This is a genomic window from Collinsella aerofaciens ATCC 25986 (genome assembly GCF_010509075.1).
Lineage (GTDB): Bacteria > Actinomycetota > Coriobacteriia > Coriobacteriales > Coriobacteriaceae > Collinsella > Collinsella aerofaciens.
Window position 1 is genome coordinate 1568592 of the sequence record NZ_CP048433.1, and the last position, 26013, is coordinate 1594604.

Sequence of the window (26013 nt, forward strand, 5' to 3'; positions counted from 1 at the left end):
CTTAGTTCTCCTCTGATCCAGAAACATCCGAATGGTGCTTGGCCATGAACTGCTGCTTGAAGTCGCCGATGACGCGCAAGAGCTCAGCCTTGGTGTCATCATCGATCTTCTTGGCGCGAACCTTGTCGAGCAGCGAGCCAAAGCCATTGTCCATGTACTCGATGAGCTCGGCACGGAAAGGCAGCACGTCGGCGATCTCCAGGTCATCCAGGAAGCCCTCGTTGCCAGCGAACAGCGTAACGATCTGCTCGCCAACCTCAAACGGCTTGTAACGCGGCTGCTTCAGGAGCTCGGTCATGCGGGCACCATGGGTCAGCTGCTTCTGAGTAGCCTCGTCGAGGTCGGAGCCGAACTGCGTAAAGCCGGCGAGCTCCTGGTACGAAGCGAGGTCCAGACGGAGGTTGCCGGCGACCTGCTTCATAGCCTTGGTCTGCGCGTCGCCACCGACGCGGGACACGGAAATGCCCACGTCGACTGCCGGGCGCTGGCCCTGGAAGAAGAGCTCGGACTGCAGGTAGATCTGACCATCGGTAATGGAAATGACGTTGGTCGGAATGTAGGCCGAGACGTCGCCGTCCTGAGTCTCGATGATCGGCAGAGCCGTCATGGAGCCGTAACCGTTCTTCTTGGACATCTTGACGGCACGCTCGAGCAGACGAGAGTGCAGGTAGAAGATGTCGCCAGGATAGGCCTCGCGTCCGGGCGGACGATGCAGCGTCAGCGACATCTGACGGTAGGCCACAGCCTGCTTGGACAGGTCGTCGTAGATGACGAGCACGTGGCCGCCGGGGTTGGTCTCGCTGGCGGGCTTGCCGTCCTCGCCGTTGTACATAAAGAACTCGCCGATAGCGGCACCGGCCATAGGCGCGATGTACTGCATAGGGGCGGAATCGGCAGCAGTGGCCGAAACGATGATGGTGTAGTCGAGCGCACCGTGCTGAGCGAGGGTCTCGCGGATGTTGGCAACCGTGGAGGCCTTCTGGCCGATGGCAACATAGATGCAGACCATGCCCTTGCCGCGCTGATTGAGGATAGCGTCGATGGCGATGGCGGTCTTACCGGTCTTACGGTCGCCGATGATGAGCTCACGCTGACCGCGGCCGATAGGCACCATGGAGTCGATAGCGAGCAGACCGGTCTGAACCGGCTCGCACACCGGGGTACGATCGATGACGCCGGGAGCCTTGAACTCGATGGGGCGACGGTGCGTAGCGACGATGTCGCCCAGGCCGTCGATGGGCTGGCCGAGCGGATTGACGACGCGGCCGAGCATGGCACGGCTCACGGGGATATCCATAACGCGGCCAGTGGTGCGGCACTCGTCGCCTTCCTTGATGGAGTCGACGGCACCGAACAGAACGGCGCCGACCTCGTCACGGTCAAGGTTCTGGGCAAGGCCGAAGACGGTCTCACCGGTATCGGAGCTCTTGAACTCCAGAAGCTCGCCTGCCATGGCGCTCTTGAGGCCGGAGACGCGCGCGATGCCGTCGCCTACCTCGTCGACCGTTGAAACCTCATGCGTATCGACCGTCGCGGAGAGGCTCGTGAGCTGCTCCTGCAGTTTCTTGGCGATATCCTGGGCATTGAGGGTTTCGGACATTAGGCTTCACCTCCGTACGAATTAGCAGAGTTTGCGAGGGTCTCCTGCGCGATGCGCAGCTGCGTCTTGACGGAAATGTCACGACGCTCGCCGCGGGCCTCGAGCACCAGGCCGCCCACGATAGACGGGTCGACCTGCTCGATAAGGAATACCTTGCGGCCGAAGTCCTGCTCGCATTTCTTAGTGATGGTTTGACGCAGCTCGTCGTCGAGCGGGATCGCCGTGGTGACGGTCACGCCCACTACATCCTCGTCTTCCTCGGCAACATACTTAAAGGCAGCTGCCACCTTGGGAAGAAGGTCGAGCTGGTCGCGCTTGGACATGGTGTCGAGCACGGCGATGATCTCGGGGCTGGCAGAAGCCAAGCGCTCGATCATCTCGAGGTCCTCGAACACATGGTTCTCGGCCTTGGCGGCTTCCAAAAGGGAACGCGCGTAGGTCTCGAGCACCTTGTCCTGATAGCGGCTAGTCGGCATTCAGGCTACCTGCTTCCTGGATGTAGCGCTCGATGAGCTTCTTCTGCTCGGCATCGTCCTCGAGTGCCTCGCCCACGATCTTGGTGGCGACGGCAACGGACAGGTCGGCGATGGAGCTCGCGGCACCGGCGTAGATGGACTTGCGCTCGTCCTCGACGGTCGTATGGGCCTTGGCGATGATCTCCTCGGCCTCCTTGTGAGCAGCCTCGATGATACGGGCACGCTCGGACTCGGCGTCCTTACGGGCCTCGAGAACGATGTCGGCAGCCTGACGACGGGCGTCGGTGACGATCGAGTCGGACTCAGCGCGCTTGGCGATAGCCTCCTGCTTGGTCTTCTCGGCCTCGTCGAGGCTCTCCTCGATCTTCTTGCCGCGCTCCTCCATGGTTTTCATGATGCCCGGCAGGGCGACCTTGGCCAGCACGATCCAGATAATCAGGAAGGCGATAAGCGCCGGGATGAACTCCGCCATCTTAGGGATGAGGATGTCCGCACCGGCGGCGCCGTCCTCGGCGAACGCGGAAACCGGCATGAGCAGCGCGGCCGCGGACGCGGAGAGTGCGATCGCGCTCTTCTGGGATGAAAGATTCATACTTGACGCTCCGTGCTATTTAACGATCAGCGCGACAACGAAGCCGATCAGAGCCAGAGCCTCGCCGAAAGCGGAGCCCATGATGAAGACGGTGAACACGCGGCCCTGGACCTCAGGCTGACGGGCCATAGCACCCGTAGCACCCAGAGCAGACAGGCCGATAGCAAGACCAGCGCCGATAACACCGAGACCGTAACCGATAACTCCCACGATTCCTCCTTTGTCGTGCGTGTCTTATTTCACGCAGGATAACCTTTTTATAACTGCCGGGCTCCATGGGTACGGGCACCGGCGGTTTAACGAATTGCCTTACCTTTAAGGCGCGAACGGAAGACTACTCCTCCTCCGCGACCTCCTCTGCCTCGGAGACATACACGGCGGTAAGGACCGTGAAGACGTAAGCCTGGATGGCGCCGACCACAAGCTCGATCGCATAGATCAGGATGAGGATGGCAAGCCAGGCCAGCGAAGGCAGGGCGCCGACGGCGTGGGCCGCGGAAACCTGCTGAAGCAGCGGCTGCATGAACATGCTCGCCATGATGGCGAACGAGCCCATGACCACGTGTCCTGCGAACATGTTGCAGAACAAACGGACGGCAAGCGTGATGAGGCGCAGGAAGGTCGAGAAAAGCTCGACGACCCACACGAGCACGTTCATCGGGAAGCTCACGCCCTGCGGAGCGAGGCTCTTGATGTAGCCGATCACGCCGTGAGCCTTGCATCCGTAGTAGATGAAGTACACGAAGGCGAAGATGGCGAGCGCGGCGGTGGAGCCGATTGCGCCGGTGCCGGGCTTCATTCCCGGAATCAGGCCGATCATGTTGTTGATCAGGATGAACAGGAAAAGCGAGCACAGGAACGGGAAGTGCTTCTTCCAGTTCTCACCCACGACGCCCTTGCCGATATCGTTCTCGACGTACTCGATGATGTACTCGAAACCGTTGACGAAGAAGCCCTTGGGAACCAGGGTCTGCTTCTTCTTGAACACGGCCAGGACGATCAGGAGCACGATCGTGGAGACGATCAGCCAAAACGAGTACTGCGTGATGCCGCAGCTCAGATCGCCCACGACAGGGGTGGAGCTGAACTCGCTGACCAGATGATTAATCTCATCAGGCAGCTTTTCAAAAATTTCCACGACTTACCTTTCGACCTCATGAGGATCTCGCAGCGCCTTGGCGACGCGAACCGCGCAGGCGGCCATAAAGGCCACGAAGCCGATCGCCTCGCCCAGGAGGAACATGCGAAATGCCTCTCCGAACAACACAAACACAACCAAGGTAAAGACAAGCAACGCGATTGCCGAGACCGCGAGACTCACCATACCCTTGAGCATGTCCGCATTCTGTTTATCGTCAAGAACCGGCTTGAGCGTAAAGACAAAGGGAAGGAAGGCAATTGCGCCCGCGATGGCGCCTGCAACGATAGCGAGCAGATCGGCTATCTGAAACACTGGCGTCCTCACTTTCCTTTTTAACGCCTCACAGAACAGTTCCCGCCAAACATTGGTGACTATTGTACGAGCCAATCGCTAAAGTACAACCGTAAAACAAACGGTTAATACGCACCTGTACGTTTTCTTAAGGCCTTCTTTATGCCGCAGGTACGGTAATACGTTTTTTCGAACCCCTCAGCGCAAAACGTCCGTTAACAGGAGTGCGCGCGGTCGCCTTTTGTTCGACCGCGCGCACCGTTTCTTCGTATTTGCAGCCGCGGCCGTCTTAGCCCAGCGACTAGAGCGTGCCGTAGATGCGGTCGCCGGCGTCGCCCAGGCCGGGAACGATGTAGGCGGCCTCGTTGAGATGGTCGTCGATGGCGCACGTATAAATATGTACGTCGGGGTCCTTTTCGGTCAGTGACTTGAGGCCCTCGGGCGCGGCGACGATGCACAGCATGCGGATATCCTTGACACCGCGCTCGCGCAGGTAGCTGATGGCCATCTCAGCCGAACCGCCCGTGGCGAGCATGGGGTCGACAACCAGGCAGATGCGCTGGTCGATATCCTTAGGCATCTTGCAGTAATACTCATGCGGCTCGTGGGTGACCTCGTCGCGTTCCATACCGATGTGGCCCACGCGAGCGGAGGGCACCAGGTCGAGGATGCCGTCGACCATGCCAAGGCCCGCACGCAGGATGGGCACGATGGCGAGTTTCTTGCCGGCAAGCTGCTTAAACGTTGCGGTGGTGATGGGGGTCTCGACTTCGACGTCTTCCATGGGCAGGTCGCGCATGGCCTCGTAGCCGTCAAAAAGTGCAAGCTCGCGCACAAGCTGGCGGAACTGGTTGGTGCCGGTGTTTTTGTCGCGCAGGATCGACAGCTTGTGCTGGACGAGCGGATGATCGACAAGCGTCACACGGGACGCATCGTAGGTGACGGTCATGGGTTGATTGCCCCTTTCGTTGCGGCGCAAAACGGCCTTGCTGACAAGGCGCGCAGCAATGTTGCCGCCGCACGCCATGCATAAGTTTAGCGGCTTGTTGTATCGAGCAGCCCATCGCAGCCCTACTGTGCGGTACTGAGCGAGCGCTTGACTGCATCACGCCAGCCCGCAAGGTTTTGCTCGCGACGCTCGGCGGACATATAGGGAAGGAAGGTCCTAACGATCTGGGCATTTTGCTCCAGCTCTTCAAGGTCTTCCCAATAGCCGACGGCAAGACCCGCCAAGTACGCGGCACCGATTGCCGTGGTCTCCACCGTCTCGCATTGCAGCACGGGGATATCCAGCAGGTCAGCCTGGAATTGCATGATGAACTCGTTGCGCGAGGCACCGCCATCGACAGACAGGCGCTCAATCGAAAGCCCCACGTCCTGCTCCATGGCGCGCAGCACGTCGTAGCTCTGATATGCCATGGATTCGCAGGCGGCACGTACGATGGTCGCACGGCTCGAGGCGCCGGTCAGACCGCACACGATACCGCGGGCATGCGGGTCCCACCAGGGAGCACCCAAACCCGCAAAGGCGGGAACGAAGTAGCAGCCCTCGTTGTCGCTAATCGAAGCGGCGAGTTGTGCCGACTCGCTCACACTCGAGATGATGCCCATGTTGTTGCGCAGCCAGTTCATGGTTGAGCCGGCGGCAAAGATAGAACCCTCGAGCGCATAGCTGATCTTGCCGTCCGCGGCGACACCGATCGTGGAGACCAGACCGTTCTTGGATTCGACGACCTCGTCGCCGGTGTTCATGAGCATAAAGCAACCCGTGCCATAGGTGTTTTTGGTCTGGCCGGGATGGAAGCAGCAGTGGCCGAACAGCGACGCCTGCTGATCGCCCGCCACGCCCATGATGGGCGGCATGTTGGTCATGATGTCGCTCGCGACGCGGCCGTAGTCGCCCGAGCTCCAACGAACCTCGGGCATCATGGAACGTGGAACGTCAAAGAGCGCCAGCAGGTCGTCGTCCCAATCGAGCGTATGGATATTAAAGAGCGCCGTGCGGCTGGCATTGGTGTAGTCGGTGGCAAAGACCTGACTGCCGGTGAGGTTGTAGATGAGCCAGGTGTCGATGGTGCCGAACATGAGGTCGCCCGCCGCCGCGCTCTCACGCGCACCGTCGACGTTGTCGAGGATCCACTGCACCTTGGAAGCCGAGAAATACGGATCGAGCGTGAGTCCCGTGCGGGAGCGCACCAGCTCTTCTGCGCCCCGCTCGACCAGCTCGTCGATCAGAGGTGCGGTGCGACGGCATTGCCACACGATGGCGTTATAGATGGGTTGGCCGCTTATGCGGTCCCACACCACCGTGGTCTCGCGCTGGTTGGAGATACCGATGGCGGCGATGCGGTCAGAATGGATGCCGCTCTTAAACTGGACCTCCATCATCACGCCGATCTGGCTGGCAAGCACCTCCATGGGGTCTTGCTCTATCCAACCGGGACGCGGGAAGCTGGTTTTGACGCCACGACGTGCCTGCGCGACGATGCAGCCGTACTCGTCGACGATGGTTGCAAGTACCGAGGTGGTGCCGCAGTCGAACGCCATGATGTAGGAACCGCCAAAGTTAAACGAGGCATCTTCCATGCCCAGGCTGCCCAGATTCAACGACATCGCTTACACCTTTCTATTGCATCGGGTCGGACAGGACCCGTTCGATCTCTGATGCGGGAAGTGCGCCTTGGCGCAGGATCTGGAGCCCGCCGTGCTGGAACGACACGATGGTCGAGGCGTCGCGACACGGGGTCTCGCCGGCGTCGACGGCAACATCGACCCCCTCCAGGATGCGACCTTCGACGGCGGCAAAGCTTGCCGGCGAGGGCGCGCCGTGTGTGTTGGCGCTCGTGCAGGCAAGAGGGCTGCCGCAGGCGCGGATGAGCGCTTGCACCACGGGCGAGGCCGAAGCGCGAAGTGCCACCGTGTCGTCGGCGGCGCGCATAAAGGTCGGCACGCAGGGGGCCGCCTTGACCACGATAGTCAGGGCGCCCGGCCAGCATCGTCGGGCGAGCACGCGGGCCTCATTAGGGATATCCACGCCATAGCGGTCGAGTGCTTCGGCATCATCGACCAGCCAGGCAACCGTTTGGGTGAGCTCGCGCTGCTTGAGAGTAAAGATACGACGATAGCCGGTACCGAGTGCGGGGACCGCGGCGCCGTTGACGGTGGCCTGCGGATCGCGCGGCCACGGCAGAGGTTCACTTGTATCTTGTGGAACGGCATCCGAGAAGGCGTTGACCGCCACGGCGACACCGTAGACCGTCTCGGTTGGAATAAGCGCCAGGCCGCCGCGACCGAGTAGCTCGGCCGTGCGCTCGACTGCAAGCCGGTGCGGCTCGCGCGCTCCCTCGTATACCCGATAGACCGTCTGCATGTGTATGCCAGCCCCTTACGCTCTGGTGCAAGTTTGTTTACTGTGGGGCATTCTCGCACGAAACGTTCAACCTATTTGCCCAGAGCGCATGTTGGTTTGGTGAGCGGCTCTAGTAGTCGGTGAAAGTGAGGGGGGTTAATTGAAGATTTTTAGCGCGCAAGCGTAACGGTACGATCGGGAAACTCGATGCTTGCAACCAGTTTTCCGCCGAGGCTCTCTGCGTACCTGCTCAGCGTGTCAAGCCTCATCGAACCCAGCTCGCCGCGCTCGAGCTCGGATACACGTTTTTGAGAAACGCCCATCGACTGGGCGACCGACGCCTGTGTTAGATCTTTTAGCCTGCGAATCTGAGCAAGCTTATAGGCTTCGATACGATCGCGAGTCCTCTCCTGCTCGGCGGTAATGGAGTCGCGTGTTATCCCGCGAGATTCCATATACTCATGCAGTTCCATCTCGATCGAGCCTCCTTACGTGGCGACGGTATATTTGCTCGGCCTTTGGAATGTTGATCGCATACCAGCCGTTCCATTTTGCCCTTGACGATCCCGCTCGCGACTTATCACCCGCCAATAGCAATACCGCCTGGCGCTTGGGGTCAAAGGCGAAGAGGATGCGGATCACCTGCCCACCACATGAAGTCACTCTCAGCTCCTTTAAATGATGAAGCTTCGAGCCCTTGACACGGTCAACCAGTGGACGACCAAGGCTGGGACCTTCCTTTTCGAGCACCAAAAGGTCTGCATAAATCTGCTTCAGCGTAGCTTCATCCTGCTCATCAAGCCAAGGTTCAATGTAATCAAGCACGATACGGTACCGATGCAGCCGATTTGACATACCTTTCTCCTTCTATAGTAGAAGTTTTACGGTATATTGCAAGAGCAAACTTGAGCAAATGTCTATTAGTTCAGCTTAATTACGCTGCTTGGGCTCGGTGACGATGGCTCGGACGATGCGGGGGCGATTGGTGAGGTCGTGGACGATGCGCACGTCCGACAGACCCGCTTGACGGCAGAGCTCGGCCGCGGCGTCGAGCGCGCCCTCGTAGAGCTCGCAGGCAAAGAGGCCGCCGGCGCGCAACATGTAGGGCGCCGCGTTGAGCAGGCGGCGGAAGATATCGAGGCCGTCGGCACCGCCCTCGAGCGCCAGATCGGGCTCAAAGTCCTTGACCTCGTGCGGCAGCGAGCGCATGACATCGGTGGGGATGTAGGGCGGGTTGGAGACGAGTACGTCAAAGGTGCCCCACTCGTCGTGGGGAATGGAGCTCACCAGGTTGGTGAGGCTAAAGGCGACCTCGCCGGACGTGAGGCCAAGCGCATCGCGGTTTTTGGTAGCAAGGTCGATGGCGCGCGGCTCGATATCGGTGGCGGTGCAGGCAACGTGGCCGCGGCGCTCCCAGGCAAGGGAGAGCGAGATACAGCCCGTGCCGCAGCCGACCTCGAGAATGCGGGCAGTGCGGGGCTCGGCTGGGGCAGGTGCGTTGGCCTCGGCGGCATCTTGCGCGGGAGTCGCCTGTTGGTCGTTGTCCTCAATGGCGATGCCGTATTCGTCGAGCTCGGGCTCGGGGGTTTCCGCGGCTTCGGCTTCTGCTGCCTGCGCGGCTTCCTCAGCCTCGCGGTCGGCCAGTTCCTCGGCATAGGCGCGGCTACCGAGCACGTCGCTACCCAGCGCAGCCTCATCGGCGGCCGTCAGGTTGGCGGCACGACGCTCGGCGGTCGTGCGCTCGTCGGCCAGCGCGGCCTCGGCCTTGCGTGCCTCCTCGACCTCATCGTTCCAAGGCAGCTCAACACGCTGACGGGCGGCGGCCTCGGGGCTCAGCACCTCGGCATCCAGATAGTTCAGAACTTCCTCGACGAGCATCTCGGTCTCGGGACGCGGAATGAGCACGCCGGGGGCGCACGCGACGTCGATCATGCGAAACTGCGTGCTACCGGTGATGTACTGCAGCGGTTCGCCTTTGGCGCGACGAACGACGGCCGCATGCATGGTCTCGAGCTGCGCTGCGTCGAGCGTCTCGTCCATGCGCATATACAAGTCGATACGCGCCAGGCCCGTGGCCGCGCACAGCAGCCACTCGGCAGAAAGACGGGGATGCTCCTCGCCGCGCTCGGCCAGGTACTCCTTGGTCCACTCGAGACAACGCTTGATGGTCCAGATCTCGTTTGCCATGGGGTCCTCCCCTCTTAAGCGCCGGGCGGCGCACGAATGTCGGAGCAGATTGTACGCGAGGGTGGCGCGCGGCAAGGGACGATTGGAAGCGATTATCGAGAATCAGCCCAGAATTTTGCTTGAATCGCAATCGAAGTGTTCATTCGTCGACGTCTAAATCTGCATCCGTCAAGCTTTTGGCAAGGTTGCCCCAAAACTGACCAATATCTAACCAACAACTTGCCACATCGCTTGACACGCAACGCGTCAAAAAGGGCCCCACGACTTCTTGGACGATTTTTCGAGCAATATTTTCAATTGCAGACGCATACCATTAATTACTTTAAGCAGGCAAACAGCCTAAAGGCCATCAAAACCGATTGAATAACACCTCAAAGCAATGTGTCCAACCTAGTCATTTAAGAACGTCCCCAATGGCTACCTCTAAGACACCGCAGGTTGAGCATAAGCCAGCGAAAACGCCCCTAAGCGAGCAAGGTGACGTGAAAGAGGAGGGAAGCGTACTTCGGTACGCGACCGACGATTGAACGTCAGATTGCCGCTTAGGGGCGTTTGCAGCGTCGAGCCGTTACGCGGTTTGGTAAAACCGCGTAACCTACACAGCCTGTGCCAGCTTCTCGGCTCGCTCGGCGGCGGCAAGTGCCTCGATGACAGTGCCGAGCTGATCGCCCAGAAGGACGCCGTTGTAGGTGGAGTTAAAACCGATACGGTGATCGGTCACGCGGTCCTGGGGCTGGTTGTACGTACGGATCTTCTCGGAACGGTTGCCGTGGCCAATCTGGCTCTGGCGCTCGGCGCCGAGCTCGGCCTGCTGCTTCTCGAGTTCCATCTCGTACAGACGGGCACGCAGCATCTGCATGCAGACCTCGCGGTTCTGGATCTGGGAACGCTGCTCTTGCGACTGCACCACGGTGTTGGTGGGCAGGTGGGTGATACGCACGGCGGAGTAGGTGGTGTTAACGCACTGACCGCCAGGGCCGGAGGCGCAGTAGGTGTCGATGCGCAGGTCGGACTGGTTGATCTGAACGTCGATCTCCTCGGCCTCGGGAAGCACGGCGACGGTTGCCGTGGAGGTCTGGATGCGGCCCTGGGACTCGGTCTTGGGGACGCGCTGGACACGGTGCACGCCGGACTCGAACTTCATAACGGAGTAGACGCGGTCGCCCTCGACCTTGAACTCGATGGACTTAAAGCCGCCGGCCTCGCTGGGGCTGGAGTCGAGCACGGTGGTCTTCCAGCCGCGCGACTCGCAGAAGCGCTGGTACATCTTGTACAGATCGCCGGCAAAGATGGCCGCCTCGTCGCCACCGGCGGCGGAGCGGATCTCGACGATGGTATTCTTGTCGTCGTTGGGGTCGCTCGGGATGAGCATGTACTTGATATCTTCCTCGAGCTGGGGAAGCTTCTCCTCGTTCTCGGAGATGTCCATCTGGAGCATCTCCTTCTCGTCCGCGTCGGTCGTGTCGCGGAGCATTTCCTTGGCGGCCTCGATGTCATCGAGTGCGCCGATGTACTCGCGCGAGGCGGCGATGAGGTCGGACTGGTGCGCGTACTCCTTGTTGAGACGCGTGAACTCCTTAATATCGGAGGCGACGGCCGGGTCGGAGAGCTTCTTCTCGAGCTCCTCGTAGGCCTTGATGATCTTTTCGAGCTTGTCGCGCATGGCGGGACTCCTTTATATGCGTGAAGGTGAAAATCGGCAGAGTTGATGGGGCGCGCGGCGCCACTGCGGGGGTAAGCCCGGCTAGAACATGTCGATCTTCAGATACATGCGCATCCCTTCGCGTATGGGGTACATAGTTGCGGTCTAACCCATACATGATAGCGTGCGCAGGCAAACCTGCATATAACCCGCACGGATTAGTGCAAACAAACCTGACCCCATTGCACCAAGAGCTTTCTTTTTGGCTAGAGCGCCTGAAGCAGAGCGACGAGGAAGCGGATGCCTTGGAGGTAGGCGCGGCGGGTGATGCGCTCGTTGGTGCCGTGGACGCCGCGATCACACTCGTCGTCATCAACCACAAAGGCCGAGAAGCGAATGCACTCAGGGCAAATGTGCTGGTAGTTGGCAGCGTCGGTCGCACCGATCACGGTCGAGGGCACAATTGCCACTGGCTCGAATGATCCATTTTCCTCCGTCTCCTTTGGATCACGGAAATAGCGGGCAGCGATGGAGCGAACCGCCTCGAGGCCGGGACCACCGATGCGCGGGGACGGCGAGGGTTCGGAGCTGCCGGGGCCTAGCTCCACTTCGACACGACCGGCAAGGTCCGCCCCGGCAACCGCCTCACGGCAGCGCGCCACAACGTCGGCCACGCTCGTGCCCTCGAGCATGCGGAAGTTGATGTTGGCCCACATATCCTGCGGCATTACGTTGGCGCCGGTGCTGCCACCCTCGATCTGCGTGGGCGCGCAGGTGGTCGTCACCAGCGGATAGAGCTTCTTGCTGGCGAGGCAATCGCGGACAATAGCATCCCCGTTTGCGGCAATTTCATCGGCCGTGTAGAGCCCCAACTCGACGAGCTGGGCGGCAAGCAAGTCGGTCACGCGCGTCGGCCACTCGATATCGCAGATTGCGGTGATGGCACGGCTGAGCACCTCGAGCGACGTGCCGCCGTAGGGGTTGGAGGAATGTCCACCCGCGCTCTTTGTCTTGAGCACGATATCGGCGTAGCCTTTCTCAGCCAGGTCGGCGTGCATGAGCCAGCCCTCGCCTGCGCCGTACTCGGCAGCCGAAACAATACGGTAGTCACCCTCGTCGATCAGGTATTCAAGTTCAATGCCGCGTTCCTCGAGCGCGCGGCCGATGGCGCCTGCGCCGTACTGCGTAGTCTCCTCGTCCTGACCAAAGGCCAGGAGCAGCGTGCGCTCGTGCTGCCAACCGTGCGCCAGCGCATACTCGACAGCCTCGAGAATGCCTACGACCTGGTCCTTCATGTCGATCGCGCCGCGGCCCCAGATGTAGGTGTCGTCCACGTGGCCACTAAAGGGAGCATGCGTCCAGTCAGCCTCGGTGCCGGGTACCACGGGAACCACGTCCATGTGGCCCATGAGCATAATGGGCTTGAGGGCAGAGTCGGAACCGCCAAGCGTCACCAATAGCGAATGGTCGATAAGCTCGACCTCGCCCGCCGCAAATACGTGCGGCCAGGCCTGCTGCATATAAGCACGCAGGTCGTCGAAGGGCCGCCAGTCCACCGCCTCGGCATCCATGCTCGAGATGGTCGGAAACGACAGCACACGGCCCAAGCGCTCGCACGCGCCGGCCTCGTCTATATCGGCAAAATCGTCCTCATGCGCAAAGAAGCGCCAAACCTCGGCCATGACATCCTTTCGATTATGACGACAAAGGCCGCCCCACGGGAGCGGCCCTGCAACGCAAGCGTTTGCGGTCGGTTATTTGTCCTCGAGATAGCGAGAGAGGAACTCGCGAGTGCGCTGGTGTTTGGGGTTACCGAAGAGCTCGGCCGGCGCGGCGTCCTCGAGCACCACGCCCTTGTCCATAAAGACCACGCGGTCGGACACCGTGCGGGCAAAGGCCATCTCGTGCGTGACGACGACCATGGTCATGCCGTCGGCAGCGAGCTTGCGCATGACCTCGAGCACCTCGCCCACGATCTCGGGGTCGAGTGCGGAGGTCGGCTCGTCGAACAGCATGATCTGCGGATTCATGCATAGGGCACGAGCGATGGCCACGCGCTGTTTTTGACCACCGGACAGGCGACCCACGGCGGCGTGCGCGAACTTTTCGAGCCCCACGCTCGTCAGATGCTCCATCGCGACCTTCTCGGCCTCGGCCTTGCTCATCTTTTTGAGCGTGACGGGCGCGAGCGTGCAGTTGTCGAGCACGTCCATGTTGTTGAACAGGTTGAAGCCCTGGAACACCATGCCGATGTCCTCGCGCAGCTTGTTGATGTTGCAGCGCTCGGCCGTAAGGTCCTGGCCGTGGAACCAGATGTGGCCCGCGTCCGGGGTCTCGAGCAGGTTGAGACAGCGCAGGAAGGTCGACTTGCCCGAGCCCGAAGCGCCGATAATGGTGACGACCTCGCCGGGGTTAACGGACAGGTCGATGCCCTTGAGCACCTCGAGCGAGCCGAAGCTCTTGCGCAGGCCCTCGACGCGGATAAGCGGCTCATTGGTCTGTGCGGCGGCCGCGGTGCCGGTAGTGGCGATATCTGCCATGATGATTCTCCTCGTCTTGAGCCTAGTTGGAGCTGGGCAGCGTTGCCGGGGCCTCGGCGCCGAGCTTTTTGCCAAAGGCCTCGAGCAGGCGGCTCGCCACGAGCGTCAGGATCAGGTAGACCACGAGCGCCACGCAGTAGACCTCCATCTGGCGGTAGTACACGCCGGCGACCGTGGTAGTAGCGTACATAAGGTCGAACACGCCGATGACCGAGAGCACCGACGAATCCTTGATGTTGATGATGAGCTCGTTGGTGAGCGCCGGAATCGCATTTTTAATGCCCTGGGGGAACACGACTTTGCGCATGGCCTGCCACTGCGACAGGCCCAGCGATCGCGCCGCCTCGGCTTGGCCGGCGTCGATGGACTCGATGCCGCCGCGCAGGACCTCCATCATGTAGGCGGTGGAGTTGAGCGAGATGGTGACGAGGCCGGCGGTGAAGGTACTCCAAATCTGGTTGGCCTGGGCGGTCTCGAAGCCCATGCCGCGCAAAACGGTGAAGCCCGCGTAATAGATGAGCAGGCCCTGGACCATCATGGGCGTGCCGCGCACGATGGTGGAGTAGATGGTCGCAAAACCGCGGCCGATGCTCTTAAAGAAGCGCGTGAGATCGTTATCCACGCGGTCGAACGTCTGAATACGCAGGAACACAAAGAGCAGCGCCAGGAAAAAGGCGATAACGGTACCAAGGGTCGCAAGTGCGATGGTGATCTCGATACCGCGGATGAAGAAGTCCCCGCTCTTGTAGGTCATGTAGACCAGGCTCGACAAAAAGTCGCTGGGGTTGGAGTCCGAGACGATGCTCACCTGTACCAGGTCGATAAACGACATGACGCAGCGGTCCACGAAAAAGATCGCCGCGATGGCGGCCACGACATAGCTGCCCAGGCGCGCGACGCGGTGGAAACGCTCGGATGCGAACGGCGACGTTTCGCGATAGTCACTCCAGTGCATAAGCTTGGTGACAAGCGCCGCCGCCGACACGACAATCCAGGCCCAAAGAATCGCCCAAAGGCAATCCTGGAAGATACCGGTGGGGGCTAAGAAGCTCAGCGGTGTGGGATTGCGTTGGCTAAACGCCAGGCCGAGCGCCGCGACAACGCTCGTGCCCAGGTACACATAACGGTGGTCGGCCTTGATAAAGGAGGCCAGACGATTGATGGTTTTCATGCTGCCTCCCTATGCCGGCTGACGATCGAGGCATGCGTCCCACATTTGGTCGCGTTCCTCTTGGCTAATGCCCTTGAGTGTCTTGTCGATGAGTTTAAGCAGCTTGTCCGAGCCCTTGCGGCAGCCGACGTTTGCCGCGACCTCCTGCTTAAAGCCCTCGCCCTCGGCAAAATGGATGGGGACGATACCGGGATTTTGGGCCATATAGCCCTTCTCGTTCTCGGTGTTGTAGGTCACGGCATCGCACGTGCCCTGCAGCAGGTTCGAGAACACCGTGGGAACCGAATCGACCGGGTTCTTGTGCACAACGCCCGGGATCTCGTCGATGACGGTATCGAGCATGGTGTCCTTTTGGCCGAGTACCGTGGCACCGCTAAAGTCGCTGAGCTTGGTGGCGTTTTGGTAGGGGGAACCCTCTTTTACGAACAGGCCAAAGTAGCCAATGAAGTACGGGTCGGAGAAGCCGACCGACTCCTCGCGCTCGGGCGTGGCGCTCATGCCGGCGATGATGAGGTCGATCTGGCCGTTGTTGAGCGAATCGATGAGGCCCGAGAAGCTCTGCTTGACGGCAACGGGCTCGCCACCGAGGGCCTTGCAGACGATCTTGGCGATCTGCACGTCGTAGCCATCGGCATAGGCGCCCTGCACGTTGTCGATGGGGATGGTGTACTCACTGGCTTCGGAAACCTGCCAGTTGTACGGGGCGTAGGCCGCCTCCATACCAATGCGGATCTTGTCCTTGCCGATCACGGAATCGGACAGGTCGTCGCGACCGCCGCCCGTCGTGGGCTGAACCACCTTGAGCGTGGACGGGCGCTGACAGCCGGCGAGCGCGCCGGCGACGACGGAAGCGCTCGCAGCGAGAGCGCTTCCCAAAAAGATGCGACGGCTGCATACCGGCTGGGTCTGCATGCCGCGCTGTTGCCGAGGTTGCATCTGGTGCCTTCCCTATTTTGTGTTACTGACAATAAGACAGGATATACGCCCGCAACCAGCGGCGCGGCATGTGCGCGAAAAATTAATAGACACACGAGGACGATTGGCGCAAAGCAACCTGTCCCCCATGCACCGCTTGGCATAAAAAAGGCAAGGCATAGACCTTCTGGTCATGCCTTGCCTTTTGAATGACAAATTGTCGCTCCGGGTGGCGCGCAGCGTCGACTGGTCCGCCGTTCGTTAGAACGGCGGAACCTCTAGAGCAAGGTGACGCTAAAGCTACGTTTATCGGTAGCGCCGGGAGCCAAGGTAATGGTGTTGACCTTGTGCTCAAAGACGTCGTCCTCGGTGTCCATGGTGGTGTGACCGGTCCAGGGCTCGAGCGCCACAAACGGGGCGTCGTTGGCGGCAGACCACACGCCGATGTACTTAAAGCCCTCAAAGTCGATCTTGACGCCGTGGCCCGACTTGCGGCCGCGCAGCGTGAGCGTGGAGCCCGGGGTATCGGTGAACATGATGGCGTCGTTATCGAAGCTGCGGTGCGTGATGGGCAGCACGTCCGAGTTATCGGGAGCCTTGTAACTGCCCTCGAACGTCATAAGACCGTCGGGCGTGATGACGGGGGCCTCGTTGGTCCAAGCCTCGGTAAATGCCAGCTCGTAGTCCTCGAACGTCTCGTCCTCGGCACCGGGGGCGGGCACGTTAAATGCAGGGTGGCCGCCCACCGAGAACGGCAGGTCCACGTCGCCGGTGTTGGTGACGGCAAAGGTCTGCGTGAGCGTGGCGTCACCAGTCAGGGCATAGGTCATGTTGAGCTTAAAGTGGAAGGGGAAAGCCTTGAGCGACTCGGGCGTATCGGTGATCTCGTAGGTGACGGACGAGCCGTCCTCGGAGACCTCGACCAGCTTGTGCTCGACGATGCGCGCGAGGCCATGACGCGGCATCTCGCAGGTGCCAGCCGCAGACGTCGCTGTGTTGTTGCGCAGCGATCCCACGATGGGGAACAGAATGGGCGCGTGCTTGCCCCAAAAGGCCGGGTCGCCCTGCCACAGATACTCGTTGCCGTCGAGGGCAAGGCTCGTGAGCTGGGCTCCCATGGAATCGATGGCCGCGGTGAGGCCGCCGCGCTTGATGGTGGTGACGGTGGACATGCTACTTCCTCCAAAAGTAAACAACAGTGTCGAGGGCTATTGTGCCACTCTTGGCGGCACGGAGAGGCGGCAGGCGCAGTTATTGAGCGATTGCGTAAAGGTCGAACCCGCCCTGCGGTGTGCTGTCGACCGTATCGGGCGCCTGTGAGTTAAAGCTCACGGGGACCATGCGCTTTGAGGCGCGGAAGCGCGTGCCATCGGTGGCGACGGGCGGCTCGTCGACCGTGAGCTCGTAGTCGCCGGGCTTGAGTTCGATGCCGTCGCCAGCGGAGTTGACATATTGATACTCGTCAATCGCCTGCCCCCTGAGCGTGCGGCCCACGATGTGGATGAGCATCTGACTATCGCCGCGGGCGGTGTCCCATGTCGCACCGTCCTTGACCTCGACCGACACATGCACCGAGCGCGTGCGGCTGAGCGATTGCTCGACAGACATCTCGACCTTGGCGGCATCTTTGCGCTGTTGCTCCACATGGCTCCAGACGTTTCCAATTACCGAGCATGCGATAACGCCGGCCATAAAGGCGATAAGGATGGGGCCGAGCGGCGAGCGACGTCCTGCATCTTCCTCGCGAGACAGATTGGGGCGACGTGTGGGTGCGGGCGCCTGGGCACCCTGCGAGGGCACGTCGAGAATGCTGAAGGATGCCGTGCTGTCGGGGTCGATAGTGTGACGCGGCTGCGGGGTCTTTGCCGGCGAGATCGACATGTCGGCTGGCTCGCCGAGCGTGGCCGTAGCGTCGGCCTTGGCCTCGTCAGCCTCGGCCTGGGCCCAAGCTTGTTCGAAGGTCAGGGGCTCGACAGGGTCGAGGGCGGCGTCCGAGTCGGCGGCGACGTCGTTGCCGGTCTCGTCCTCGTCGCTCGACACGCCACGCGGCGTAGGCTCGTCCCACTCCTCATCCGGAGCTTCGCCCTCGCTATACCACCATTCAAAGTTATCGATATCCATACGGGGCGCCCCTTAGGCCTCGCAAATAAACACTCGCTAGTCTTATACCCCCAGACGGCACGGCGGCTCGCCGGCACAGATAGGAAAACCATCACAACATTCGACGCTTTTCTTCGATTTCGAGATTTTCGCCGAATGTTGTGACGGTTTAAGCGACTGGCCGGCAGCGCAATGTGACAAAGGGACTGTCCCTTTGTCACATTCTGTTAGAGTTGCAGGGATTGAATCCCGCTTATTCATGCGACATTGGAGTGACAACCTTGACCGCCGCAACCACGCCTAAAAGTAAGCCAACCGCCGCCGCGCTCTCCCCCGCGCGCACCAAGCTCTGCCTGGCGCTGCTCGTGCTGTTGGGATTCTCGCTCGGCTGCTCCGAGTTCGTGGTCATCGGCATCGAAAGCGACTTGGCAACGGAACTCGGCATATCACTTGCCACTGCGGGCCAGCTCATCAGCGTGTTTGCGCTCGTCTACGCTATCGCGACGCCGGTGCTCGCGCTCAGCACGGGGCGATTCCGCCGCTACCAGCTGCTCGTGTGCTATAGCGTCGTCTTTGTGCTCGGCAACCTGGTCATGGCGTTGGCCCCCAACTTCCAGGTGCTGTTTATCTCACGCATTGTCCTGGGCTCTGTCTCGGGTGCGCTGCTCGCCGTGGGCGTGACGTACATCCCTGAGCTGCTATCCCCGCAGCAAACCTCACTTGCCATCTCGGTCGTGTACGGCGCGTTTTCCGTGGCGATGGTCTTTGTGACCTCGATTGGCAAGTTTGTGGCCGACACACTCGATTGGCACGTGGCCATGTACGGCACGCTGACCTTTGCCGTTTTGATCTGTAGCGCGCTCGTGGCGTTTATGCCTCGCGCCGGGCAGACCGATGAGCCCGCCACCTTCCGCGAGCAGGCGGGGCTACTACGCGAGCCGAGTATCATCACCGGCATGCTCATCTTCTTGTTTGGCGTGGGCTCGGTCTACGTATTCTACGGCTACGTGACGCCTTATCTGGAGCAGGTGCTGGGCATGGATACCGTTCAGGCGAGCACCACACTTATGGCCTATGGCGTGTTCTGCCTGATCTCGAACATCCTGGGCGGATGGATCGATGCGCGTTTTGGCATGAAGGCGCTGCTGGTTACGTTTGTGCTGCAGGCGGCGGCACTGCTCGGGCTGTTTGCCGTGGGCGCCGCCATGCCGCTCGCGCTGGTCTTTGTCTTTAGCCTGGCGATGCTCATGTACCTGTTCTCGGTCTCATGCATCACGCACTTTATGGACGTGGCACGCAGCCGCCATCCCAAGTCGATGGTACTCGCAAGTTCGGTTGAGCCCATGGCGTTTAACGTCGGCATCTCGTTTGGCACCGCAGTGGGCGGCGCCGTGGTAAGCAGCATTGGCATTGCGTACGTGGGTGCAGTGGGCGCCGCGTTCTCGCTTGTGGCCTGGGCGCTCACGCTGGTGACGATTAAGTTGGCTCGCTGGGAGCGCAAGCGGGCGAGGGCGTAGGCGTAGGTGCGATACTCGAACTCGATGATGGCGATCGAAAGGAAACCGCATATGCAACGCGTACTGTTTATCTGCTATGGGAACATCTGCCGCTCGACGATGGCCGAGTCGGTGTTTACCGAGCTGGTGCACCGCGCCGGGCGCGCGGGCGAGTTTGTCATTGATTCTGCCGCGACCTCGACCGAGGAGATCGGCAACCCGCCGCATCACGGTACTGTTGCCAAGCTACGCGAGGTTGGGATTCCCGTCGTCGCACATCGCGCACGTCAGGTACGTCGCGCGGAGTATGGCAACTGGGATCACATTGTCTATATGGATGCCGAGAACGCCCGTGGCCTGCGTCGCATCTTTGGCGACGACCCCGACGGCAAGATCTCGCGCCTGCTCGATTGGACCGAGCGCCCCGGCGACGTGGCCGACCCCTGGTACACCGGCAATTTCGATGCCACGTACCGCGACGTGCTCGCCGGCTGCACGGCCATGCTCGAGCAGCTGTAGGCAAGCGAGGTCGCGGGCCACGTCTTCGGCGCAAAATGAGCGTGGATAATCTCCCGCATACAAATTGAGTGTGGACAATCTCCCACTTTGAGCGCTCAAGTACGCTCTAAACGGGAGAAAATCCACGCTCGATTACTCGTCGACGATCTCGGCAAGCCAGACGTTCAGTGTATCGACCTCGGGGCAGCAGAACTTTGCCATGCCGGGCTCGTTGCCAGGCACGGTCCCGCCATAGCGCAGGATATCGATATAGGGAAAGCCCACGTGGCAGGCCATGGCGCACATCTTGCCGCGATCGCGATCGAAGTCGAAGACATCGCCCGGCTTGTGCCCGTGGTGACAACGGCACGCACCCAGCTGGTCCACGCAGCTAATACGGATACGCGGACGCTTGCCACGCGGCGCGCCGAGCGGCCTGTTCTCGCCCGCTGCCTCGGTGCTGCTCTCGTCGGCGTTACTCATGGTCAACCACATCCAGGCAGGCCTCGATGGGAAGGCCGGCCGACTTGTCCTCTTGGTCGGCATTGCGCTCGATAAGCTCAGCCACCACACGCATGGCATCGGACGTCGCGCGCTGCAGACTCCAGCCTGCCATAACGCGGCCGACGAGCACCGCCGAGAACGTGTCGCCCGTGCCCGGGAAATAGACCGGAATGAGCTCAAAGGGAATCGTAAAGTACTCCCCCGCCACATGGTCGTAACCGATAACCGCGTTCGTGCCATTGACTACGGCGCTCGTAATGACCACCGACTTGGCACCCAGCTCGCGCACGGCGTCCACAAGGGCGCGGGCCTCATCGGGCGTAATTTGCTCGACGATAGGCGTGTCGGTGAGCAAACAGGCCTCGGTGTAGTTGGGAACCGCGTAGTCGGCGCACTCGAGCAGGTGCCTCATGAGACCGATCGTGGACTCGGGCACGCCCGCATAGAGCTTGCCGTTGTCGCCCATGATGGGGTCAACGAACACCTTGGTGCCCTTTTGCGCACGGCGGTGGCAAAAGTCCGAGATGATGCGCGTCTCTTCCTCGGTCACGATAAAGCCGGTCGAGATGGCGTCGAACTCAAAGCCGAGCTCCTCCCAGATAGCGAGGCTTTGGCGCACGTACTCGGTGGTGTCGTGGATGTAGAACTTGGGGTAGTTGAGCGTGTCGGAAACGAGCGCCGTCGGCAGGTTATGGATACGGTAGCCCATGTGCGACAGCACCGGCAGCATGGCGGAAAGCGCGACCTTGCCGTAGCCGCACATATCGTTAATCAGCAGCAGCTGAGTATTCTTCATGAGTGTCCCCCTTAGTTCGGGCGCGGCGCAACGGCGCCACAGTGCAACTAAGTGTAGCGCAGGGGACGTTGCGAGCGGAGTCGAGCAGTGCGAAGGGCAAATTGTTGCGGAAAGGTTTCGGGAAGGAGGAAGTTAGTCATTAGGGACGTTCTTAAATGACTAGTCAAACAAGAACGTCCCCAACGACTATCTTGACCTTCTGGTCATGCCGCCGAAGTTGAAAGGCAGATTGCCGCTCTGGCGGGTTTGCAGCGTCGAGCGGTTACGGCGTTTGGCAAAACGCCGTAACTTAATAAGTTTGGTACCTTGACATTGATTTCTCACGCTCCTAAATTGGTTAGGCACAAAACAATTCCACTACCTAACTAAAGAAAGGAGCAACACTAATTCATGTGCGATGAACCTCTTAACCTTTGTTCGCACGAGCCCGGCGGTGACCCGTCGCAACCGGTAGACATACCCGAAGCGGTCAGCGCCGAAGACAAACTCGCCAAGCGCATCCTGAGCGGCCTGGGTTTTTGCGGCCATTACATGCATTTTCATGGCGGAGGCGTGTCCGGCAAGGCGCCCATCATCTGCCTGCTGGCCAAGCAGCCCGGCGGCGAGATGTCGCAGCAGGAACTCGGCATGCACTTTGACCTCAAGCCGGGGTCGCTTTCCGAGATCCTGTCCAAGCTCGAGGTCAACGGCCTCATCGAGCGCAGCCGTAACCCCAAGGATCGACGGCAACTCACCATTCGCCTGACCGAAACCGGCCGGGAAAACGCCCGCATCGACCAGGCGGCCCGCATCCGCTTTAGAGAACGGGCCTTTAGCGCCCTCACTCACGACGAGCGCGAGCAGCTCGCCGAAATGCTCGAGAAAATCCGTGTAACCTGGGAGGAACTGGATGATTAAAACCCTCATGGGCAGCATCCGCGACTATATGAAAGTCACTGTTGCCACGCCATTGCTCGTGCTTGGCGAGGTGCTCTGCGAGATGCTGATTCCATTTATCACCGCCAACCTGATCGACGCCATCAAAGACGGCGCCACCGTGGCCGAGATGCTTCCCACCGCAGGCTTTTTGGTGCTCATCGCGCTGACGTCGCTTGCTTTTGGTGCCGCTGCCGGCGTCACCTGCAGCCATGCGAGTTGCGGCTTCGCCAAGAACCTGCGTCACGACCTGTTCTACAAGATCCAGACGTTCAGCTTTGCCAACATCGATGAGTTCTCGAGCTCCTCGCTCGTCACGCGCCTGACCACCGACATCAACAACGTGCAGCAGGCCTTTATGATGATCATCCGTATCGCCGTACGCGCGCCGCTGGTATTGATCTTCGCCTTTACCATGGCGTTTATCATGGGCGGCAGCGTTGCCATGGTCTACCTGGTCATCATTCCGCTGCTGGGCTTTGGACTGTTCTTTATCATCTTTAAGGTGCGCCCCATCTTCTCGCGCGTGTTCCACAAGTACGACGCCCTTAACGAGTCCGTCGAGGAAAACGTCACCGGCATGCGCGTAGTCAAGAGCTACGTGCGCGAAGACTTTGAGAAGGAAAAGTTCGCGACCGCAGCACGAGACGTCCAGATGGACTTCACCCGCGCCGAGAAGCTGCTCGCCTTTAACAACCCCATGATGAACATCTGCGTCAACGGCGCGTTTGTCGTCATCATCTACCTGGGCTCCAAGCTCATCATCACGAGCCAGGGCACGCTGTTCGACGTGGGCCAGCTCTCCTCGATCTTTACCTATGGCTTCCAGATCCTCATGAGCCTGATGCAGCTGTCGATGATCTTTGTCATGGTGACCATGGCCGACGAATCGGCGCACCGCATTACCGAGGTGCTGGCCGCCGAGCCCACGATCGCCGATCCCGCCGAGCCCGCGCTCGAGGTTGCCGACGGTTCCATCGACTTTGACCACGTGAGCTTTAAGTATTCCGCGCATGCGAAGCGCCAGGCGCTCGACGATATCGACCTGCACATTAAGAGCGGCGAGACCATCGGCATCATCGGCGGTACCGGCTCGGCCAAGTCCACGCTTGTAAACCTCATCGCCCGTCTGTACGACGCCACCGAAGGCACCGTGCGCGTGGGCGGCATGGACGTGCGCGACTACGACCTGGACGCCCTGCGCCACCAAGTGGCCATGGTGCTACAGAAAAACGTGCTGTTTAGCGGCACCATTGCCGAGAACCTGCGCTGGGGCGACCCGAACGCCACCGACGAGGAAGTCCGCGAGGCGGCACATCTGGCCTGCGCCGATGAGTTTGTCGACGGCTTCCCCAAGGGCTATGACACCTGGATCGAGCAGGGCGGCTCCAATGTTTCCGGCGGTCAGAAGCAGCGCCTGTGCATTGCGCGTGCCCTGCTGCGTCGCCCCAAGATCTTGATCCTGGACGACTCCACCAGCGCCGTCGACACCAAGACCGACGCCAAGATTCGCGCAGGGTTGGCAAGCTATCTGCCCAACACGACCAAGCTCATCATCGCCCAGCGCATCAGCTCCGTGCAGGACGCAGACCGCATCATCGTCATGGAGGGTGGCCGTATCGCGCAGATCGGCAACCATGACGAGCTGCTCAAGACGAGCGAGATCTACCGCGAGACCTTTACCTCGCAAAACAAGATGTCTGCCGAGGGCGAAGGGGCCGGCGAGGCCGACACCGAGGCATCCGCAACGCAAGCTCAGACCCAGGAAGGAGGCGAGGCACATGAGTAAGGCAACAACCGCCGAGCGCGCACTCAACCGCAAGGGCGGCACCATGTCGCGCCTCATCAAGACGCTTTTTGGCTTCTACCCCGTGCTTTTGCCCCTCGTCGTCGTCGGCGTGGTGCTCTGCGCCATCATCAACTCCATCGGCGCGACCTTCCTTCAGAGCGCCCTGCAGATTATTAGCGAATCGTGGCAGTCGGGCAATTGGGAAGCCGCACAGCCCAAGATCGCACAGCTCGTGACCACCCTCGCCTGCATCTACGGCATCGGCATCCTGTCTTCGCTCTTCTGGAACCGCGCCATGGCCATCGTCACGCAGGGCTCGCTCGAGAAGCTGCGCGAGAAGATGTTCAACCGCATGCAGGACTTGCCGATTCGCTACTTCGACACGCACCAGCGCGGCGACATCATGAGCCACTACACCAACGACATCGACACGCTGCGCCAGATGATCAGCCAGTCGCTGCCCAACCTGCTCATGACGACCATCGTCATCGTCACGGTATTCTTTATCATGCTGTACTACAGCGTGTGGATGTGCCTGGTCATTGTGGCCGGCGTCGTCTTTATGACCTTTATGACCAAGCTGCTCGGCTCCAACTCCGCGCGTTTCTTTATTGCGCAGCAGTCCGAGCTCGGCGTGGTCGAGGGCCATATCGAGGAAGTCATGAACGGCCAGAAGGTCGTCAAGGCATTCTGCCACGAGTCTGCCGCCGAGGCCGATTTTGACGAGCGCAACGAAAAGCTCTTCGAGGTCTCGCAGAAGGCCAACATGTACGCCAACATCCTCATGCCTATCCTTATGAACCTGGGCAACCTGCTCTACGTGTTGGTGGCCCTTGCCGGCGGCATTTTCCTGGCGCTGGGCGTGCCCAACCTGAGCATCTCGGGCATGACGCTGTCCATCGCCGTCGTGGTGCCGTTCCTCAACATGACCAAGCAGTTCTGCGGACAGATCGGTCAGATCTCGCAGCAGATCAACGCCGTGGTCATGGGCCTCGCCGGCGCCGACCGCATCTTTGAGCTCATCGACGAGGAGCCCGAGGCCGACGAAGGCTACGTGACGCTCGTCAACGCGCAGGTGAACCCCGAGACTTGGGAGTTCGAGGAGGCCGACCACCACACCGGCATGTGGGCATGGAAACACCCGCACCGCGCAACCGGCGAGATCGAGTACGTACCGCTGCGCGGCGACCTGGTCATGGACAACGTCGACTTTGGCTACACGCCCGACCACGAGGTGCTGCACGGCGTGTCCGTGTTTGCCAAGCCGGGCCAGAAGGTCGCGTTTGTCGGCGCCACCGGTGCGGGCAAGACGACCATCACCAACCTCATCAACCGCTTCTATGACATCGCCGACGGCAAGATTCGCTACGACGGCATCAACGTCAACAAGATCCGCAAGGCCGATCTGCGCCGCTCGCTGGGCGTGGTACTGCAGGACGTGAACCTGTTCACCGGCACCGTGATGGACAACATCCGCTACGGCAACCTAGACGCCACCGACGAGGAGTGCATCGCGGCGGCAAAGCTCGCCGGCGCGGACGACTTTATCACCCGCCTGCCCGACGGCTACGACACGATGCTCACCGGCAACGGCGCACAGCTGTCGCAGGGCCAGCGCCAGCTGATTTCGATCGCACGTGCTGCCGTCGCCGATCCGCCGGCAATGATTCTGGACGAGGCCACGAGCTCCATCGACACCCGCACCGAGGCCATCGTGCAGGCAGGCATGGATAAGCTCATGGAGGGCCGCACGACGTTTGTCATCGCGCACCGTCTCTCCACCGTGCGCAACTCCGACGCGATCATCTGCCTGGACCACGGCCGCATTATCGAGCGCGGCAACCACGACGAGCTGATTGCCAAGCGTGGGTATTACTACCAGCTGTACACGGGTGCATTTGAGCTCGAGTAGCTCAAAATAGCCCTACGCTCCCGACGGAGCTCCTGCGCGCGCGGTCTTTTCTCGCAAGCTGAAGAGAAATGGTGAGGCCCTGGCCGTTTGGCCAGGGCC

General features: G+C 60.7%; 26 protein-coding genes. 5 read left to right on the forward strand and 21 right to left on the reverse strand.

Annotated elements, in window-relative coordinates:
- Position 1: 1 nt before the first annotated feature.
- The 19 genes from atpA to GXM19_RS07230 all read right to left on the reverse strand — a co-directional run bounded on the left by atpA (position 2) and on the right by GXM19_RS07230 (position 18025).
- Entirely contained in the window at positions 2–1600 is a 1599-nt protein-coding gene (gene atpA / locus GXM19_RS07140; protein WP_006235714.1) for a F0F1 ATP synthase subunit alpha, read from the reverse strand.
- Complete coding sequence (locus GXM19_RS07145) at positions 1600–2076, reverse strand: F0F1 ATP synthase subunit delta (RefSeq protein ID WP_006235713.1); 477 nt, start codon at positions 2074–2076, stop codon at positions 1600–1602. Before GXM19_RS07145 ends, atpA begins: the two co-directional genes overlap by 1 nt.
- Positions 2066–2668 carry a F0F1 ATP synthase subunit B gene (gene atpF / locus GXM19_RS07150; protein ID WP_006235712.1) on the reverse strand — a complete coding sequence of 201 codons (603 nt, stop codon included), beginning with the start codon at positions 2666–2668 and terminating at the stop codon, positions 2066–2068. Before atpF ends, GXM19_RS07145 begins: the two co-directional genes overlap by 11 nt.
- 15 nt (positions 2669–2683) lie before the next feature.
- Complete coding sequence (locus tag GXM19_RS07155) at positions 2684–2878, reverse strand: ATP synthase subunit c family protein (protein ID WP_022094262.1); 195 nt, start codon at positions 2876–2878, stop codon at positions 2684–2686.
- Positions 2879–3002: 124 nt separating this feature from the next.
- Positions 3003–3806: a F0F1 ATP synthase subunit A gene (gene atpB / locus GXM19_RS07160; protein ID WP_022094263.1), complete on the reverse strand. Its 804-nt coding sequence runs from the start codon at positions 3804–3806 to the stop codon at positions 3003–3005.
- Positions 3807–3809: 3 nt separating this feature from the next.
- Complete coding sequence (locus tag GXM19_RS07165; RefSeq protein WP_035138788.1) at positions 3810–4121, reverse strand: hypothetical protein; 312 nt, start codon at positions 4119–4121, stop codon at positions 3810–3812.
- A gap of 280 nt (positions 4122–4401) precedes the next feature.
- Positions 4402–5049, reverse strand: a complete 648-nt coding sequence (gene upp, locus GXM19_RS07170; RefSeq protein WP_040359658.1) for a uracil phosphoribosyltransferase — start codon at positions 5047–5049, stop codon at positions 4402–4404.
- 122 nt (positions 5050–5171) lie between these two features.
- Complete coding sequence (gene glpK, locus GXM19_RS07175) at positions 5172–6713, reverse strand: glycerol kinase GlpK (protein ID WP_006235703.1); 1542 nt, start codon at positions 6711–6713, stop codon at positions 5172–5174.
- Positions 6714–6726: 13 nt separating this feature from the next.
- Complete coding sequence (locus GXM19_RS07180; protein ID WP_006235702.1) at positions 6727–7470, reverse strand: L-threonylcarbamoyladenylate synthase; 744 nt, start codon at positions 7468–7470, stop codon at positions 6727–6729.
- 149 nt (positions 7471–7619) lie between these two features.
- Complete coding sequence (locus tag GXM19_RS07185; protein ID WP_006235701.1) at positions 7620–7922, reverse strand: helix-turn-helix domain-containing protein; 303 nt, start codon at positions 7920–7922, stop codon at positions 7620–7622.
- Entirely contained in the window at positions 7909–8304 is a 396-nt protein-coding gene (locus GXM19_RS07190) for a type II toxin-antitoxin system RelE/ParE family toxin (RefSeq protein ID WP_040359593.1), read from the reverse strand. The genes GXM19_RS07185 and GXM19_RS07190 overlap by 14 nt, the downstream gene beginning before the upstream one ends.
- A 75-nt stretch (positions 8305–8379) precedes the next feature.
- Positions 8380–9636 carry a N5-glutamine methyltransferase family protein gene (locus GXM19_RS07195; protein ID WP_006235699.1) on the reverse strand — a complete coding sequence of 419 codons (1257 nt, stop codon included), beginning with the start codon at positions 9634–9636 and terminating at the stop codon, positions 8380–8382.
- 595 nt (positions 9637–10231) lie between these two features.
- A complete protein-coding gene (prfA, locus tag GXM19_RS07200) occupies positions 10232–11299 on the reverse strand; it encodes a peptide chain release factor 1 (RefSeq protein ID WP_006235697.1) in 1068 nt (355 codons plus the stop codon).
- A gap of 245 nt (positions 11300–11544) precedes the next feature.
- A complete protein-coding gene (locus tag GXM19_RS07205; RefSeq protein WP_006235694.1) occupies positions 11545–12960 on the reverse strand; it encodes a M20/M25/M40 family metallo-hydrolase in 1416 nt (471 codons plus the stop codon).
- A gap of 72 nt (positions 12961–13032) precedes the next feature.
- Complete coding sequence (locus GXM19_RS07210) at positions 13033–13818, reverse strand: amino acid ABC transporter ATP-binding protein (protein ID WP_006235692.1); 786 nt, start codon at positions 13816–13818, stop codon at positions 13033–13035.
- Between the two features lie 22 nt (positions 13819–13840).
- Positions 13841–14989, reverse strand: a complete 1149-nt coding sequence (locus GXM19_RS07215) for an amino acid ABC transporter permease (protein ID WP_006235691.1) — start codon at positions 14987–14989, stop codon at positions 13841–13843.
- A gap of 9 nt (positions 14990–14998) precedes the next feature.
- On the reverse strand, positions 14999–15925 hold the full coding sequence (locus tag GXM19_RS07220; RefSeq protein ID WP_006235690.1) for a transporter substrate-binding domain-containing protein: 927 nt from the start codon (positions 15923–15925) through the stop codon (positions 14999–15001).
- A gap of 257 nt (positions 15926–16182) precedes the next feature.
- A complete protein-coding gene (locus GXM19_RS07225; protein WP_006235689.1) occupies positions 16183–17076 on the reverse strand; it encodes an aldose 1-epimerase family protein in 894 nt (297 codons plus the stop codon).
- A gap of 79 nt (positions 17077–17155) precedes the next feature.
- A complete protein-coding gene (locus tag GXM19_RS07230; RefSeq protein WP_006235688.1) occupies positions 17156–18025 on the reverse strand; it encodes a hypothetical protein in 870 nt (289 codons plus the stop codon).
- Positions 18026–18276: 251 nt separating this feature from the next.
- Between GXM19_RS07230 and GXM19_RS07235 the strand changes: the two genes are divergently transcribed.
- On the forward strand, positions 18277–19521 hold the full coding sequence (locus GXM19_RS07235) for an MFS transporter (protein ID WP_050766163.1): 1245 nt from the start codon (positions 18277–18279) through the stop codon (positions 19519–19521).
- A gap of 51 nt (positions 19522–19572) precedes the next feature.
- Complete coding sequence (locus GXM19_RS07240) at positions 19573–20019, forward strand: low molecular weight protein-tyrosine-phosphatase (protein ID WP_040359588.1); 447 nt, start codon at positions 19573–19575, stop codon at positions 20017–20019.
- Positions 20020–20151: 132 nt separating this feature from the next.
- Here the strand turns inward: GXM19_RS07240 and GXM19_RS07245 are convergent, their stop codons facing one another.
- Entirely contained in the window at positions 20152–20481 is a 330-nt protein-coding gene (locus tag GXM19_RS07245; RefSeq protein ID WP_006235684.1) for a TIGR04076 family protein, read from the reverse strand.
- Positions 20474–21298 (reverse strand): PfkB family carbohydrate kinase, encoded by an 825-nt coding sequence (locus GXM19_RS07250; RefSeq protein WP_006235683.1) that lies wholly within the window; start codon positions 21296–21298, stop codon positions 20474–20476. Before GXM19_RS07250 ends, GXM19_RS07245 begins: the two co-directional genes overlap by 8 nt.
- A gap of 390 nt (positions 21299–21688) precedes the next feature.
- Between GXM19_RS07250 and GXM19_RS07255 the strand changes: the two genes are divergently transcribed.
- The 3 genes from GXM19_RS07255 to GXM19_RS07265 are packed head-to-tail and all read left to right on the forward strand — an operon-like array spanning position 21689 to position 25914.
- On the forward strand, positions 21689–22195 hold the full coding sequence (locus GXM19_RS07255; RefSeq protein ID WP_006235682.1) for a MarR family winged helix-turn-helix transcriptional regulator: 507 nt from the start codon (positions 21689–21691) through the stop codon (positions 22193–22195).
- Positions 22188–24002: an ABC transporter ATP-binding protein gene (locus tag GXM19_RS07260; protein WP_040359586.1), complete on the forward strand. Its 1815-nt coding sequence runs from the start codon at positions 22188–22190 to the stop codon at positions 24000–24002. The genes GXM19_RS07255 and GXM19_RS07260 overlap by 8 nt, the downstream gene beginning before the upstream one ends.
- Positions 23995–25914 carry an ABC transporter ATP-binding protein gene (locus tag GXM19_RS07265; protein ID WP_006235680.1) on the forward strand — a complete coding sequence of 640 codons (1920 nt, stop codon included), beginning with the start codon at positions 23995–23997 and terminating at the stop codon, positions 25912–25914. Before GXM19_RS07260 ends, GXM19_RS07265 begins: the two co-directional genes overlap by 8 nt.
- Positions 25915–26013: the final 99 nt, after the last annotated feature.